Annotated in this window: 10 protein-coding genes; 6 read left to right on the top strand and 4 right to left on the bottom strand. The window is 54.0% G+C overall.

What is annotated here, in order from left to right:
- Positions 1-178: 178 nt before the first annotated feature.
- On the top strand, positions 179-1198 hold the full coding sequence (locus LDN30_RS01045) for a C1 family peptidase (RefSeq protein ID WP_223926975.1): 1020 nt from the start codon (positions 179-181) through the stop codon (positions 1196-1198).
- Between the two features lie 456 nt (positions 1199-1654).
- Here LDN30_RS01045 and LDN30_RS01050 read toward each other — a convergent pair whose 3' ends face one another.
- Positions 1655-4240, bottom strand: coding sequence for a TonB-dependent receptor domain-containing protein (locus LDN30_RS01050; protein WP_223928475.1), 2586 nt, complete (start codon positions 4238-4240; stop codon positions 1655-1657).
- 309 nt (positions 4241-4549) lie between these two features.
- Positions 4550-5929, bottom strand: coding sequence for a histidine-type phosphatase (locus tag LDN30_RS01055; RefSeq protein WP_223928476.1), 1380 nt, complete (start codon positions 5927-5929; stop codon positions 4550-4552).
- Positions 5930-6313: 384 nt separating this feature from the next.
- On the opposite strand from LDN30_RS01055, the gene miaB reads away from it, so the two are divergent.
- The 4 genes from miaB to LDN30_RS01075 all read left to right on the top strand — a co-directional run bounded on the left by miaB (position 6314) and on the right by LDN30_RS01075 (position 11404).
- The gene (gene miaB / locus LDN30_RS01060; RefSeq protein ID WP_223928477.1) at positions 6314-7717 is read left to right on the top strand and encodes a tRNA (N6-isopentenyl adenosine(37)-C2)-methylthiotransferase MiaB; all 1404 of its coding nucleotides are present in this window, start codon (positions 6314-6316) and stop codon (positions 7715-7717) included.
- Positions 7718-7736: 19 nt separating this feature from the next.
- The gene (locus LDN30_RS01065; RefSeq protein ID WP_223928478.1) at positions 7737-9590 is read left to right on the top strand and encodes an ABC transporter ATP-binding protein; all 1854 of its coding nucleotides are present in this window, start codon (positions 7737-7739) and stop codon (positions 9588-9590) included.
- A 109-nt stretch (positions 9591-9699) separates the two neighbouring features.
- Positions 9700-10629 carry a lysophospholipid acyltransferase family protein gene (locus tag LDN30_RS01070; RefSeq protein WP_223928479.1) on the top strand — a complete coding sequence of 310 codons (930 nt, stop codon included), beginning with the start codon at positions 9700-9702 and terminating at the stop codon, positions 10627-10629.
- Between the two features lie 16 nt (positions 10630-10645).
- Entirely contained in the window at positions 10646-11404 is a 759-nt protein-coding gene (locus LDN30_RS01075; protein WP_223928480.1) for a lipopolysaccharide kinase InaA family protein, read from the top strand.
- A gap of 186 nt (positions 11405-11590) precedes the next feature.
- Here the strand turns inward: LDN30_RS01075 and LDN30_RS01080 are convergent, their stop codons facing one another.
- Entirely contained in the window at positions 11591-12289 is a 699-nt protein-coding gene (locus LDN30_RS01080) for a glycosyltransferase family 32 protein (protein WP_223926758.1), read from the bottom strand.
- A gap of 104 nt (positions 12290-12393) precedes the next feature.
- Here LDN30_RS01080 and LDN30_RS01085 point away from each other — a divergent pair, with 104 nt between their 5' ends.
- A complete protein-coding gene (locus LDN30_RS01085; RefSeq protein WP_223928481.1) occupies positions 12394-13320 on the top strand; it encodes a glycosyltransferase family 2 protein in 927 nt (308 codons plus the stop codon).
- A 547-nt stretch (positions 13321-13867) separates the two neighbouring features.
- Here the strand turns inward: LDN30_RS01085 and LDN30_RS01090 are convergent.
- Positions 13868-15283 (bottom strand): AAA family ATPase, encoded by a 1416-nt coding sequence (locus LDN30_RS01090; RefSeq protein ID WP_223928482.1) that lies wholly within the window; start codon positions 15281-15283, stop codon positions 13868-13870.
- Between the last annotated feature and the right edge of the window lie 401 nt (positions 15284-15684).

The raw sequence follows: 15684 nt of genomic DNA on the forward strand, positions 1-15684 counted from the left end.
GTGCAAAGGTAACGATAATAATTGAGAATTGAAAATTGGCGGTTGGGATTACATAAATATTCGGGATATTTTTTGTAATTTTGCAACTGCTACACGGGAGCCGCTGAGTCCCCGCGCTGTCATGAACGGAACGGCACGGGCGCAGATTCCCGACGAAAGCAAAAATCAATACGCGATGATGAAGAAGGCAATAGCCATACTCTGTACATGCATGATAATCGCCGGCTGCGGACGGAAGCAGCCGGAGCGGAAAGCCGCCGGTGAGCGTTTCACCAACGACGTGGTACTGAAGACCACTCCTGTGAAGGACCAGGGCCACAGCGACCTGTGCTGGGCCTACGCCATGTTGGCCACGATGGAGACCGAGCACCTCATGCAGGGCGACTCGGTGAACCTCAGTGCCGACTACGTGGCGCGCAAGTTCATCGAGGAGCAGGCCAGCCGACTCTTCATCACCCGCCGCGGAACGGTCAGCCTGCGGGGCATGGCACCGATGCTCATCCACCTTATCGGCATCTACGGCCTCGACCACTACGATGCCTTCCACGCCGACAGCACCACCGACTACCACGTCGTCTGCCGCAAAGTGCAGGAGATGGCCAAGGGCGGACTGTCGCTGCGGCAGTTCGACAACCGCCTCTCGGCACTCCTCGACCGCGACATCCACACCTGCATACCGCGCGTCTACATGCTCGGAGCGGTATATACGCCACTGGAGTTTGCCCACAGCGTATGCCGCGACAATGAATATCAGGCCTTCACGAGCTTCACTCATCATCCCTTCGGACAGCCGTTCATCCTCGAGGTGCCCGACAACCGATTCTCCGACGCGTTCATGAACGTGCCCATCGACTCGCTCGTGAGCATCATCGTCAGGAACATCCGCCACGGACATCCCGTGTGCTGGGAGGGCGACATCAGCGAACCGGGATTCGCGTTCCAGAACGGTGTGGCCACCCTCGACGACAATCCCGGCGACGATGTGCAGGACGAGAGGCAGCGGGAGTTTGAGAATCATCTCACCACCGACGACCACTGCATGGAGATTATGGGTCTGGCCCACGACAGCAAGGGCCAGCCTTTCTTCATCATGAAGAACAGCTGGGGCACCGACAACCCCTATCATGGATTCATGTATGTAAGCGTCGACTACGTCAAGATGAAGACAATATGCATCGTGGCACCCACGGGACTGTAACCGCCACATCGGAATCAGATTCTCAACCCGCCTAAACAACATTTCCGTCGTAACCGCCCAATAACATTTCAGATACCGGACGAGAGAGCCGGAATGGAGCGGAAACAATCGGCAGGAACCGGTTTGATGATGTAAAGATAATTCAAACTCAACGCGTTTTCCACCCGTCTTTGTTATCCTTTGATTATCAACGACTTACAAAGTGAGTCATTTTGCATTGCGAAACGGCCCATTTCAGGACGCAAAACGGCCCATTTCGCAAGATGAAACGGGCCGTTTTGCAAGCCAAAATGATATGTATTGGAATCGTGTAAGGATTTTTCGTATTAATAACCGGTTCCTTCCGATTACGGGAGAGCATCGCTGTCATCATTGCGGACAGGGCTCGCCCACACACTACAGTTGGCCGGACGACGGCCCCACACCACAAGGGCGTGGGGCTCGGAGGGGGCGGCATCAGAATCCTATCCCCTCATTTGAGCCACTGCCGCCGCCCAGCGTTCCGAGCTGCTGGCCTGGCTGCTGGCGCTCGTTGAACTCGCTCGACTTGTTTGCACCCGCTTTCTGGAACTGACGCTTGGTGTTTCCGAAGTTCCACGTGACCGTCAGACCGACGCTGCGCATGTCGACACCAATGTTCTGACGCTGGTAGTAGTCGTTGTTGAAGCTCTCGCTGTTCATCTTCAGACGGCTGCTCAGCGGCGAGACAAACATCACCGATATGTTGAGTTTGTCCTTGATGACATCCTTCGAGAGCGTGGTGAAGAGCATGCTCATATCGCCCGACAGACTCTGGAGGTTAATCTCCTTGGTGCGTGCGAACATGCCGAGGCTCCACTTCACGTCCCACCAAAGTGTCTGCTGGAAGTTGACGAAGGCACTGGTGTTCCATCCGCTGTTGTGATAGGCTAACTGGCGCGAGCGCATGTCGCCGTAGCCCACCTGCACATTACCCATGAGACGGGTCTTGAGCGTCGGCGACCAGTTGGCGAAGATGCTGAGATTGGTGCGGCGCGTCCTTACAATGTTGCCGTAAGTGGTATTGAAGATGTCGCCGTCCATGAAGCTGTACTGGTAAATCTGGTTGTCGCAGAAGCTCTGGTTGACCGTGGCGTTGATGACAAACTTCGGTGTGAAGTAGTTGAATACGACATTGATGTTATGGGTTTTCTCCACGTCGAGGTCGGGATTACCATAGGTGAGCGAGGTCGGATTGGACCGGTCGCGGTACGGATTGAGGTAGCTGATGCCCGGACGCGATATGCGCATGGCATAGGAAGCTCCGAGATTTGTCGTCGGGGCGATACTCCACGTGAGGCTGCCGGTGGGAACGAAGTTGCCGTAGTGGCGGCTGAAGTCGTCGCCGGCGCCATGGACGAACTTCACTTTCTCCCACGACTGCTCGTAGCGTGCGCCGAGGCGTGTGGAGAATTTGCCGAGGGTGCCGGTATATTCGGCGTAGCCCGCGAGGATGTTCACGTCGTTCTTATATTCCGAACTGTTGTCGGCATTGTAGACATCCTCCCCGTTGACGACGTTGAAGTAGCGCGAGTCGCTGTGGTTGGCGCGCGAGGTGAATTTTGTTCCGGCGCTGAGCTTGTGGTTGTCGTTGCCGAGGGGTGTCACGTAGTCGATCTGGCCGATATGCTCGGTGCCGCGGCTGTGGACGTCGGAGTAGAGGTCGTTGAACGACATCGGCATCTGGCCGTTGCCTGCGGCCTGCGCGTCGGCAGTGGCCGTAGGCGATACGGTGGTGCCGGTGCTGAACCAGTCGTAGACGGTGCGGGTGGAATTGTGCGACGGCGCATTGTTGAACATATAGGTAAAGACTATATTGCTCGTCCGCTTGGCGTTGAGGAAGCGCTGGTAGTCGGCGCTGACGTCGATTGAGGAGTTGCGCTGCTTCATATCGAACTGGTTGGTATAGGAGAATCCGTTGCCGAAGACGCCGCCGCTGAGGGTGGTCAGCGGGTGGCCGGTATTCTTCAGCTCGAAGTGGTTGCCGCCGACGGTGACGTCGACTTGGTTGGCAGAGTCGATCTCATAACCGAGGCTGACATTCATCATCGAGAACGGCACACGCGACTTGCTGTCCTGATAGTAGTGCATGTTGTAGGCGCTGCCGTTGCTGCCCGAGGCCCCAGCCGAGCCGTAGGTGGTGCGGAGGAAGTCGACGGAGGTCTTCATCGGGAACGGATTGTTGTGGAAGACATTGGCACTGTAGGTTAGCTTGCCCTGCTGTCCGCTGACAAACGTGCTGGCGTTCCAGTTGTTGTTCGTGGCACTGACGCGCACTGAGCCGTTGTAGCCGTTAAGACTCGACGCGCCGCCGCCCTTGCCGCCACCGTCGGCCATGATGATATTGAGTATGCCGCCAGTGCCCTCGGCATCGTATTTCGCTCCGGGGTTGGTCTCCACCTCTATCGACTTCACCGACGAGGCGGGCATCGACTTGAAAATCTGCGACGGGTTCGACGAGAACATTATGCTCGGTTTGCCGTTGACGTACACCTTGAACGAGCTCGAACCCATTACTGAAATGTTGTCCTGACCGTCGACGGTGACCATCGGAACCTTGCGGAGCATGTCGAGAACGGTCTGCGACTTCGAGTCGACATCGCTCTGGACGTCGTATGTTGTCTTGTCGGTGGTCATCTTCACAAGGGGTTTCTGGGCCACCACCTCGACGCCCTGGAGCTGGCGGGTGTCGTCCTCGACGTATAATGTGCCGAGGTTGATGGTCTTCTGACCCTCAAGCATCAGCTGTCGGACGATGGTCTTGCGGCCCACACTGCTGATGACGATGGTGTAGCGGCCGCGGCCCGTGACCTTCTGGAGGATATTGCCGTCGGCATCGGTCACCGACATGGCATCGGCAGAGCCTTTGGTGCTCGTGCCTTTATACACCCTGACAGTGGCGTAGGGCTCGCCCTCGTGAGTGACAGAGTCCTGGAGCACTCCTTTGACAATGGTGGTCTGGGCCGTTGCTACGGTGCAAACGAACATCAGCAGCATGGTCATAATTCTGGTTATAAGCCTCATCTTAATGATAGTATTTATGTTTTATTCTTTAATGTGTAGGGGGCGCGGCGGGTCTCATCGTATGGAAATGACGCGCCGGATGGCAATTTTCTACCTCCCGGCAGACCACGATGCCGTTATCCTTTGAAGCCAAACAGCTTGGCATCCGACGGAACAGAGGGCCGCCAATCAGCTTTCTACAGTTGCAACAACGTAGCTCTCAAATCATTAGCTCAGGCCGTTTCGACCACAAAGGTATAACTATAAATCAATTCCCGCAAGCATTTCACTTATTTTTAGAGTCACGGAGAGGTGCCTCACGCAAGCTTTTCAACCGTTTTTGGAGCCACGGCAGCATTCTTCGGAACACCCCTGCATTGCCCTCGACAGGAGGTATTGTCTGACATCGGGCCACGAATAATATACTCCTGCGGCCGTTCTACCGTTGTCGGCAGCGGCACGGGAGCGCGGTTTCCGGGGCAGGGTGTAGGGACGGATGGGCAGGGTGGCCTCCTCCTCGTTGAGCAGAACCTTCACGAGGACGGGCTTATCAGATTTTCCGTCGGTGGGTTTATAGAACACGAACTGCACGTTGCAGCCCATGGGATAGATGTTGGTGTTTATCCATTTCAGGGCCTCGAGGCTGTCGAGGTCGGCAGTCTGGACTCCATAGCCGTCGATGTCGAGCAAGCATACCAACGGCAGCACCACCGACTCGTGGCCGAAGCGCATTGTGGCATTAGGGTGGCTGAGACGCAGGCAGGAGTCGGCCTCATCGACAATATTGCGGACGAGGAGCCGCTGGGCCCACGGCATGCGGCCTTCGCTGACAGCCGACGCACCATAGTTGAGGTACCACCACACATTCGTCTGCTGCCACAGATGGTACAGTTCGTCGGTGGTGAAGAGGTTGTAGAGGTCGATTTTATCGCCAATCTCGGAGTTCTGGGCTATCGTGGCGAGATGGAAGAGGTCGGCGGCAAGTACGTCAGCCGAGCTTATCGTGTCGGCATAAGTGGCGTTATTGAACAGCCGATGCATGAGAGGACGGTTGTCGACGTGGGCCGAAACCCAGTCGGAATAGGCCTTGCGAACCTCCTCCGACTTGCGAAGGCGCTGAACCATAGTGTCTTTATAGTTGTTCATGTAGTACATGTCGTGCTCCGAGGCATCGCAGTCTATCTTCAGCCTGCTGTTGTAGCGCAGCAACTCCTGGAGCTCATTCTCCATCGAGAGGATGCAACGGATAACTACCGTCGAGCGGGCTTGTATCGTCGTGGTGGTGTCGGCAAAGATTTCGGGGAACCGGTGCTCCATTCTATAGGCTATCTGACGGTGCTGCAAGGCTCCGAGATGTGTCAGCTCACCATAGCGGTTGAGGGCTTCGGCAGCCATGGCACGTGCGGAGGCCAGTGCCGAACGGCCTTTGGCGGTGAGCATACCGAGCGAGTCGGCATGAGCAAGGATGGCTACCGGACGGCTGTACTGACGGGGATCGATGAGGAAACGGGAACCGTGACGGCCGTAGTGCGACATGTAGAAGGGACGGTAGCCGGCCGGCGACGGTGCCAACGGGCCTTTAGGAGACGGATAGACGGAGTAGTTGCTGGCCGACTTACGGGGGTTCTGGGCTATCACGCTGCGGTACGATTGACCATTGGCGGTCATAACCGTCAGCGCGAGGGACAGGAGAAGAAATAAGTGTTTCATATTTTTGTCGTTCGTTTTGTCTGTTCGTGAATAATGTTTTCTTCGGATGCAAAGGTAGAAAATAAACAAAACCCATGCAAATAAATGGGATGTATTGAACTCATCAGGGGTAAAATAACTGCTGAGGGATGAGAGTCAGCCACTTGGGACGAATCTCCCAGCCACCGGACTTATCGTGTAATGCACCGTCGTCAGTATTTAATAATGGTTCCGTTTTGTCCGACAAAGATAATATTATCCCCCTACATAAAAGTCTACAGACACATTAAAAAATTATTAAATTGTACTGGTCGAAATCATTTTCGATATGTTAAATATTGGCATTTTCTTGCAATCGCCTTCAAAATTGTGTATCTTTGTATGCTTATACCCACATTTATTGTAATGAAGAAGTTATTTATTGAGACTTACGGGTGTCAGATGAACGTTGCCGACTCGGAGGTTGTAGCCAGCATTATGCAGATGGCAGGATACGAACCCACCGACAACGAGACCGACGCTGACGCCATTTTCCTTAATACCTGCTCCGTCAGGGACAACGCAGAAAACAAGATTTATCATCGCCTCGACCAGCTCAACGCCATGAGGACGAAGGGCGACGACGAGAAGAGAGGCGGCAGCGCGCCGCGGCCCATCCTCGGCGTTCTCGGCTGTATGGCCGAAAGGGTCAAGGACGACCTCATAAAGAACCATCATGCCAACCTCGTTTGTGGTCCCGACGCCTACCTCAACCTGCCGGAAATGATTGCCCAGGTGGAGAACGGAACACCGGCAGTAGACGTCGTCCTGTCGACAACGGAGACCTACCGCAACATCATCCCGACGCGGATAGGCGGAAACCGGGTCAGCGGATTCGTGAGTATAATGCGCGGATGCAACAATTTCTGCCACTACTGCATAGTGCCTTACACAAGGGGCAGGGAGCGGTCGCGCGACGTCGAGAGCATTCTCGCTGAGGTGCGCGACCTCCACGACCGCGGATATAAGGAGGTTACGCTCCTCGGACAGAACGTCAACTCCTACGGTCTGCTCCCCAACGGCAAGCGGCCGGACAATGGTGTCATCGTCGAAGAGGAGAACGGCACCGAGGTACACGTCTGCTCGTTCGCCAATCTGCTCCGCACCGTGGCCGAGGCCGTTCCCGATATGAGGGTGAGGTTCACCACTTCGAACCCTGAGGACATGTCGGAGGATATTCTCCACGCCATTGCCGACGAGCCGAACCTTTGCCATCATATCCACTTCCCGGCCCAGAGCGGCTCGAATAAGGTGCTGCACGACATGAACCGGAAGTATACCCGCGAGGATTATCTGCGGAAAGTCGATGCCATTCGCCGCATAATACCCGACTGCGGGCTCACTACGGACATCTTCGTCGGCTATCATGACGAGACCGAGGAGGACTTTGAGCAGACAATATCGCTCGTCAGGGAGGTCGGTTTCGACTCGGCCTTCATGTTCAAATACTCCGAGCGCCCCGGCACCTACGCCGCCAAGCACCTCCCCGACAATGTCAGCGAGGAGGAGAAGATATGCCGTCTGAACAAGCTAATACACATTCAGACAGCCATTTCGGCCGAACGCAACAAGCAGGACGAGGGCAAGGAGTTCGACGTTCTCATCGAACGGTTCAGCAAGCGCGACCGCAACCAGCTCATGGGACGCACCCAGCAGAACAAGGCCGTAATCATTGACAAGGGCTGTCACCACATCGGCGAGACCGTAAGGGTGCGCATCACCGGCTCGACGAGTGCCACGCTCTTCGGCGAGGTAGTAGACGAAAAATAATAACGAGAAAAAAACAACGATGAAAGAATTCCTTCAAGTTCTACGCAGATTTGTACCGCCATATAAGAAGTATATCGTTCTGACAATAGTGTTCAACCTGTTGTCGGCACTGCTGAACATCTTCTCGTTCGCCACTCTCATCCCAATCCTGAAGATACTCTTCAAGACTGACGGTGGGGCAAGGGTCACACACCTCATGGCATTGGGCTCGGCCGACATCAAGGATGTTATCTCCAACAACGCCAACTACTACGTCCAGCAGGTTATCGATGCCGTCGGCGCCAGCAACACACTGCTCATCATCGGTGCGCTGTTGGCCTTCGCTACATTCCTCAAGACCGGGGCCTACTTCCTGAGTGCCGCCGCCCTCATTCCGGTACGGACGGGGGTGGTGCGCGATATACGCGATCAGCTGTACCGGAAGATAACATCCCTGCACCTCGGATTCTTCTCAGAGGAGCGCAAGGGCGACATCATTGCGCGCATGACTGGTGACGTTCAGGAAATCGACAGTTCCATAATGGCATCGTTGGAGATGCTCTTCAAGAACCCGATACTTATCATTATATACTTCGGAACGCTCATCTTCGTATCGTGGCAGCTGACACTTTTCACCCTTATCTTTGTCCCAATATTCGGGTGGTTCATGGGTTTCGTAGGCCGAAAGCTAAAGGCGCAGTCGATAAAAGCGCAGTCGCTGTGGAGCGATACGATGAGTCAGGTGGAGGAAACTCTTGGCGGTCTGCGCGTCATCAAGGCCTTCACTGCCGAGAAAAAGATGAACGAACGATTCAATAAGATCAACACCGAATACCGCGACGACCTCACTCGTGTCAACACAAGGCAGGCCTTGGCCCACCCTATGAGCGAATTCCTTGGTACAGTGATGATTATCGTGGTCCTGTGGTTTGGCGGTACGCTCGTCCTCAGGTCCAATCCGGTCATCACCGGACCCACGTTTATCTATTATCTCGTTATCCTATACAGCATCATCAACCCGCTGAAGGACTTCTCCAAGGCCAGCTACAATATCCCGAAGGGGCTTGCCTCTATGGAGCGCGTGGACAAAATTCTCAAAGCCGAGACCGAGATCACCGAGCGCCCCGACCCTGTCAGCATCGACAGTTTTGAGCATGAGATAGAGTTCCGCAACGTTTCCTTCGCCTACAACGACAGCAAAAACGACAACGGTGAGCCGCACTGGGTGCTCCGCGACATCAATCTGCGGATACCTAAGGGAAAAACCGTGGCACTCGTAGGACAGAGCGGAGGCGGCAAGTCGACCCTCGTCGACCTCATTCCCCGGTACTACGACATACAGAAAGGTGAGATTCTGATAGACGGAATAAACATCCGCGACCTGCGAATCCATGACCTACGCAGTCTCATCGGCAACGTCAACCAGGAAGCAATCCTCTTCAACGACACCTTCTACAATAACATTACCTTCGGCGTGGAGAACGCAACGAAGGAGGAAGTCGTCAGAGCGGCGAAGATAGCCAATGCCTACGACTTCATCATGGAGTCGGAGAAAGGATTCGACACAAACATCGGCGACCGTGGCGGACGACTCTCCGGCGGTCAGCGCCAGCGCATATCGATAGCCCGGGCCATCCTCAAAAACCCGCCGATTCTTATCCTCGACGAAGCCACATCGGCCCTCGACACTGAGAGTGAGCGCCTCGTGCAGGACGCTCTCTACAAACTCATGAAGACACGCACCACCGTTGCCATTGCCCACAGGCTCTCGACAATCAAGAACAGCGACGAGATATGTGTCCTGCACGAGGGAAGAATAGTGGAGCGCGGTACCCACGACGAGCTCATGGCACTCGGAGGATACTACAAAAAACTCCACGACATGCAAGAATAAGGACTAAAGAGAAGAAGGAGAAACTCCACAACATGCAAGGTAAGGGTTAAAAAAAGAGAATGGAAAACTCCACAACATGCAAGAATAAGGACTAAAGAAGAGAAGGAAAATGGTGTACAGGATATTTTATGTCATAAGTCTGCTGCCTTTCAGGCTGCTGTATTGTCTGTCGGATGTGGTAGCTTTCATCGCTTACTACATCGTCAGATACCGACGGAAGATAGTCCGCGGCAACCTCGTGACATCGTTTCCGGAGAAGAGCGAGAAAGAGATTAAGGACATAGAGCGGCGTTTCTACCGCTGGTTCTGCGACTACTTCGTCGAAGCCGTCAAGCTCCTGAGTATCAGCGAGGACGAGCTCAACCGCCGTTTCACCATCACCAACAGCGACGAGATAAGGGAATGCTTCAGTCAGGGGCAGAACGTTGCGGCCATCCTCGGCCACTACTGCAACTGGGAGTGGCTCTCGTGCGTTGGCAAGGACCTGCCCAGCGACTCGATGGTGGGCCTCATCTACCACCCGCTCTACAACAAAGCCTTCGACGATCTCTTCCGTCGCATCCGCTCACATGAGGCCAACGCCGTACCGGTACCGAAGAAAGACATCCTCCGACAGCTCGTTACCTGCCGTCGGGAGGGACGGATGAACATCTTCGGATATATCAGCGACCAGCTCCCGAAGTGGGAGAACATCCATCTGTGGCTGCCCTTCCTCAATCACGACACCCCCGTTTTCACCGGTGGCGAGCTCATCATGCGCAAGATGAACAATGCCGTCTACTACGCTGAGCTAACCCGTCAGCGCCGCGGCTACTACTCGCTGACATACCGTCTCATCACCAAGAATCCGGCATCACTGCCCGAATATGAGATTACGCGCCGCTTCTTCAAAATGCTCGAGGCCACTATCCGCCGAGAACCGGCATACTATCTGTGGTCGCACAACCGCTGGAAGCGCACCCACGAGGAGTTCAACCGCCGCTTTGAGGTTGTCAACGGGAAGGTGATACCGAGGAAAGAAACCGCCGAAAAGCAATAACCCACACCACGACACCATGCCACAGACAATAACGATAAACCCGAAATACGAGCCACTGCGCGACTTTCTCACCGCCATTCCCACCGTCTTCGACCACGAAGGCTCCGAGATCTACCATCTGCGGAACGTTATCAAGGTGATAAAAGCCCCCGACGGCACACTCATCAACGTCAAGCGCTACCACGTTCCCCACGGCATCAACCGCATAGTGTACTCCTCCGGACTGCGCAAACCGAAGGGACAGCGCGCCTTCAGCTATGCTCCGCTGCTCTTAGCCAAGGGCATCGTCACCCCGGAACCCATCGCCCTCATCGAGGAACGCAACGCCCTTGGATTCCTCGGCTACAGCTATTTCGTCAGCCAGCAGATGGACTGGGGCCACACCTACTACGACTTCGGCAACGCAAAGGAGGGCGAATACGAGGAGGCCGCAGCAGCCTTAGGTCGTTATGCCGCCGACATGCACTCGAAGGATGTGCTCCACAAGGACTTCACACCGGGCAACGTGCTGTGGAAGGAGGACGCCGACGGCTATCATCTCGCCATCGTCGACATCAACAGGATGCACTTCGGACCGGTGGCAATGAAGGAGGGACTGCTCAATCTGCGTAAGTTCTGGGGACCGAAAGCCTTCACCGAGATTGTCGTCCGCACCTATGCCGACTGCCGCCACTATGATGCCGCAAAGGCCTTAGCCATTGTCATGCCGGCAAGAGCGAAGTTCTGGACGAGCTACCGAAAGCGTCACGAGGTGCCGTTCCGTCTCGAACTGTAATAGAAAGAGTCGCGGAAAAACAGCCCATCCCATCTGTCAGAAATCATTGTTCCGTCCCTTATAATAAGAGAAAGAGACCCACGCCAACCACAATTTGTGACTGACGTGGGTCTCTTTTTTTTGTTTTCATCCGTCGGAAATATCCCTTCTGACGGACAATACGGCCTCTTCAGCCCCACAAAACCGTCAGCGGTACATGCCAAGAATTCTGAATTTCACCCAGAAGAGGGCGTGCTTCAAAGCCAGTTCGATGCGCCGGCCGAACCGCCGCTTGCGCCAGCTGCCGTAGATACAGTGCACACCGTAGGCGTCGGCGGCAACCTTGAAACGCTTGCTCGGGGTGAGAAGTCGCGAGGGATAGACCGTCAGACCATCGAGGTGCTGCTCGGTATCCTCGTTGCGGTAGCCGAAATACTTCTCCGCGACATCGGCCATGATGTAAGGCGAGATAACCTCCTCATAGTCAGAGGTATTGTAATGGTCGAACACCCGCTTGCAGAACTCGTTGCCCTTGCTGCCGATGAAGAACGCTGCCTGGAGCGCACTATGGCCATCATGGTCGGGGAAGAACTCATTGAACGTCACGCAGCCCTCGTCGACAATGATATCGTCGAACCTCCGGCGGAGGAAGATGTCGCTGTCCATGTACACACCACCCTCCTTCCACACGGCATAGAAGCGGACAGCATCGGCGGCATAAGCCCACCGGTGGCACCGCAGAGCCTCATCGATGAACGGACAGCCGATGGAGCGGGCAGCATCGGCGTCCCACAAGCGAATCTTATAGTCGGGCAGAAGGTGCCGCCACGTGTTCAGACAGGCCTGAATTTCCACAGGATAAGGGTCGTCGCTGAACCAGCATAAATGGATTATCTTTGGGGTCATATATTCTTTTTGTCGACAAAATCAGCTTTTTTATCATATAAATACAAGAAAATTCGTAATTTTGTATTCTACAATCAACCAACCCCTATAATTCATCAACGAAAATGAAAGTTACAGCTGTCGTCGTCACTTACAACCGTCTTGAACTGCTCAAGAAGAGTATAGCCGCCCTGCGGTCACAGAAGAGCCTCACCGACATCATCGTTGTCGACAACGGAGCCACCGACGGCACCCGCCAGTGGCTCGACACCGAGGCCGCGGGTCCCGACCTACGGGTCATCCACCAGGAGAACGTGGGAGGCTCAGGTGGTTTCCACACCGGCATCAAGGAGGCCTACAACGGTGGCGCCGACTGGATATGGTGCATGGACGACGACGTATTCCCGCGTCCCGACTGTCTCAGCCGGCTGCTCCTCCACACCACCGATGAGCGCACAGGCATCCTCGCGCCACGCCGACTGCTCGACGGCGAGGTGTTCTCGCATGAGTTCTGCCACTTCAACTTCGCCAATCCCTTGGCATCGATGCATGGAAAGAAGCTGCGCCAGAAGACCTTCGCCGACAGGGCCCAGGACCCCGCGACGGCCATAGCCATTGTGGGCTGCGACTTCGAGGGACCGCTCATCAGCCGACGGGTGGTCGAGACTATCGGACTGCCCAACCGCGACCTGTTCATCTTCTGCGACGATACCGACTACTGTCTGAGGGCTCACCTTGCAGGTTTCAGCCTTTATTATATTCCCGCGGCACTCATGGACAAGCATAAGTTCTTCTCTTCCGACACGTGGACGACGCGCAACCAGAAGAAGAAATGGAAGCGCTACTATCAGCTGCGCAACGAAACCTACATGAGTCACCACTACGGACAGAACTGGGGCGTACGCCACCTGCGCGGTTTCGTCATGCTTCTTGGCTACTGGATTCCGGCCCTTCTCTCCATGCCGTTCACCAACGCGTGGACGATGAGCGACCTGCCCGTGCTGTGGAGAGCCTACCGCGATGGCATTGAGGAGAAGTTAGGAAAGAGATGAACGGCCGCTACACATATATTATATAAGCTTACACTGAAAGCACAACCGCCCTCAGAGCAATCATTCCGGTTCTTTCCCGACGGCGAAAAGGAAAGGAAATAAATCACTCACGAAACCGACTGCGAGACCCTTGGAAACCGTTTCGTGTTGTTGAAATATATTTACACCATTACAATACATACCGTTTTGCGTTCTAAAACGGCCCGTTTCAGGACGCGAAACGGTCCGTTTTGGCTTGCAAAACGGACCGTTTTAGAACGCGAAAAGGCATGTTTCTCTACACGTCTGATTATCAATCAGTTGCAAGAGTGAACCAAACGGCGCAACTGAATGAAATATTATTACATTTAAAACACCTCTCCCCAACCCTATATACTCTCCGAAATCGGTGAGCCGCTTGGTGCCTTCGCGGTCGGAAATGCCGTACATTACGAAGGCGACACGCAGGTTTTGGAGCAACGCTAAGGCTGTAATCATAATTTCCGGCTTACGCTTGGCTCTGTCGTCAAGTGTAAGTCGCATTATTCCTAAGGCTGTGACAAACAGTTTAAAATAGAGCGTTCATGTCCAGCGACGCTGCAACCTCGTAGGAGTGGGCGTTTTCATTCAGGCCATAGGTTGTAATCATTGTCAGCTGTATGGCCTTCTTGAGTCCCGTCTCCTGTTCGAAATCGGTAATACGGTTGCGGAGCTTCTCCTCCTCGTTGGCGTCTATCGTGTACTTGCCCCGACTGTATTTGATCTCACAGAGGTTCACGATGTCATCCGCCCTTTCGATAATCAGGTCCACTTGTGCAGCCGGTTTGCTTTGCTTGCTGCGCCAGGAGTAATATTCCGTGCGTATTCCAGCGATACCGAGTGCCTGTTTTATCTGTTGGACATGCGCCATACAGAGCCGCTCGTAGGCCAGACCATACCAGTTGTTCTGCTTAGGCGTGTTCAACGAATTCGACCAATAGTGGCTGTCGGTGGAGTGCAGTCGACAGAAATCGTTGTAGAATCTTACATAGAAGTCAGTCAGCTGATAGATGCCATTGTTGGAGTTGATCTTTTTCTCGCGCACATTATATTTCCTCAGAAAGTCGCAGTTCTCTAAGTTTGTCAGCATTTTCGACAGATTGCCACCGCTTTCCTTTCCCAGTTTGGAGCTTATCTCCTTGCGCGTCAGTCCGCTTTTGTTGTCCGTCAGCAGACGTATAATGTCCTTATAAGGCTGCGGATTGCGAAAGAGAGAACTGAACAACCGTTCATACTCGCCGGCCAACTCGGCATCATCCGAAAAGAACAAGCGGTCGACATTCGCCGGCAGCCCCAACTTATTGTCGAGCAGACTCAGATAATAAGGAACACCACCGAGTATCATATAGGTCTGGCATATAGTGAGACGGTTCCAGTGAAAATCATTGGCTTTGAGGTATTCCTCCGTCTCGTGCAAAGTGAAAGGATGAAGGTGTATCTCGTGCGTGATACGGTTGTGGAGACCGCCGTGACTGTCAATGATATTGTCCACCATCCATGTCGTAGCCGAGCCGCAAACAATCAGTTTTATGTTTTTCTGTCGGCTTGCCCACCCGTTCCAGAAGAGGTCGAGCGCAGGGACGAAACCCGACTTTGGCGTGTCGAGACACGGCATCTCGTCGATGAAAACAAGCACTTGCTGCTGATTGCCGCGTGCCGTGATCACCTCTCTCAGGGCCGAAAACGCTTCTATCCAGTTTGCCGGGCGTTTTCCCGTGTAGCCGCTCTGTGTGAGGGACAATGCGAAGCTGGTGAGCTGCATGGCTGAATCGCCGTTGATGACGCCGGTCATGTCAAAGTCAAGCCTGTCGCCCAACGTCTCTGTCACGAGAAACGTCTTACCGATGCGCCGCCGTCCGTAAATGGCAATGAACTCAGAGCGATTGCTCTCTATGTACAGCTTCAATAGCTGTTTCTCCTTTTCTCTTCCTATCAGTCCACTCATATATAGCTCTTTTTACTGAGGCAAAAATACATAAAAAAACCGATATTACCAAGCCAAAAGCCTCAATTTTTGCTCCTTTTGGCTCACTTATAACTTATTAGTGAGCCAAAAAGCGAAATTTTTATGGCTTTTGGCTCGATAATAGGCAGGTTAGAAGCCGTCCGGTCGGTCGTAAGACCGAATCTCTGTGGCGTTAGCTTGTTTTGAAGGTTTTCCTTTGTGTCAGCGCCAAGATCCTACGAAGGTGAATCTGCCATTTGTGGGTTGAGGGCGGTGAGAGGCCCAGCCTCTCACAAGCCATCAAACCACAAATGGCAAAGAGCGAAAGCTCTTGGCGCTGACACAAAGGGTTTTATTGGTTTTGGTTTCAGTTTATGGTTGTCTATTTAACCGTTCTTCGT

Origin of the sequence: Prevotella lacticifex, assembly GCF_019973375.1 — a bacterium.
Taxonomy (GTDB): Bacteria; Bacteroidota; Bacteroidia; order Bacteroidales; family Bacteroidaceae; genus Prevotella; species Prevotella lacticifex.

Bases quoted from the DNA above. Each gene is read 5' to 3' on its own strand.
- LDN30_RS01080 (WP_223926758.1), bottom strand. From the start codon at position 12,289: ATGACCCCAAAGATAATCCATTTATGCTGGTTCAGCGACGACCCTTAT.
- LDN30_RS01065 (WP_223928478.1), top strand. From the start codon at position 7,737: ATGAAAGAATTCCTTCAAGTTCTACGCAGATTTGTACCGCCATATAAG.
- LDN30_RS01055 (WP_223928476.1), bottom strand. From the start codon at position 5,929: ATGAAACACTTATTTCTTCTCCTGTCCCTCGCGCTGACGGTTATGACC.
- miaB (WP_223928477.1), top strand. From the start codon at position 6,314: ATGAAGAAGTTATTTATTGAGACTTACGGGTGTCAGATGAACGTTGCC.
- LDN30_RS01090 (WP_223928482.1), bottom strand. From the start codon at position 15,283: ATGAGTGGACTGATAGGAAGAGAAAAGGAGAAACAGCTATTGAAGCTG.
- LDN30_RS01075 (WP_223928480.1), top strand. From the start codon at position 10,646: ATGCCACAGACAATAACGATAAACCCGAAATACGAGCCACTGCGCGAC.
- LDN30_RS01085 (WP_223928481.1), top strand. From the start codon at position 12,394: ATGAAAGTTACAGCTGTCGTCGTCACTTACAACCGTCTTGAACTGCTC.
- LDN30_RS01050 (WP_223928475.1), bottom strand. From the start codon at position 4,240: ATGAGGCTTATAACCAGAATTATGACCATGCTGCTGATGTTCGTTTGC.
- LDN30_RS01045 (WP_223926975.1), top strand. From the start codon at position 179: ATGAAGAAGGCAATAGCCATACTCTGTACATGCATGATAATCGCCGGC.
- LDN30_RS01070 (WP_223928479.1), top strand. From the start codon at position 9,700: ATGGTGTACAGGATATTTTATGTCATAAGTCTGCTGCCTTTCAGGCTG.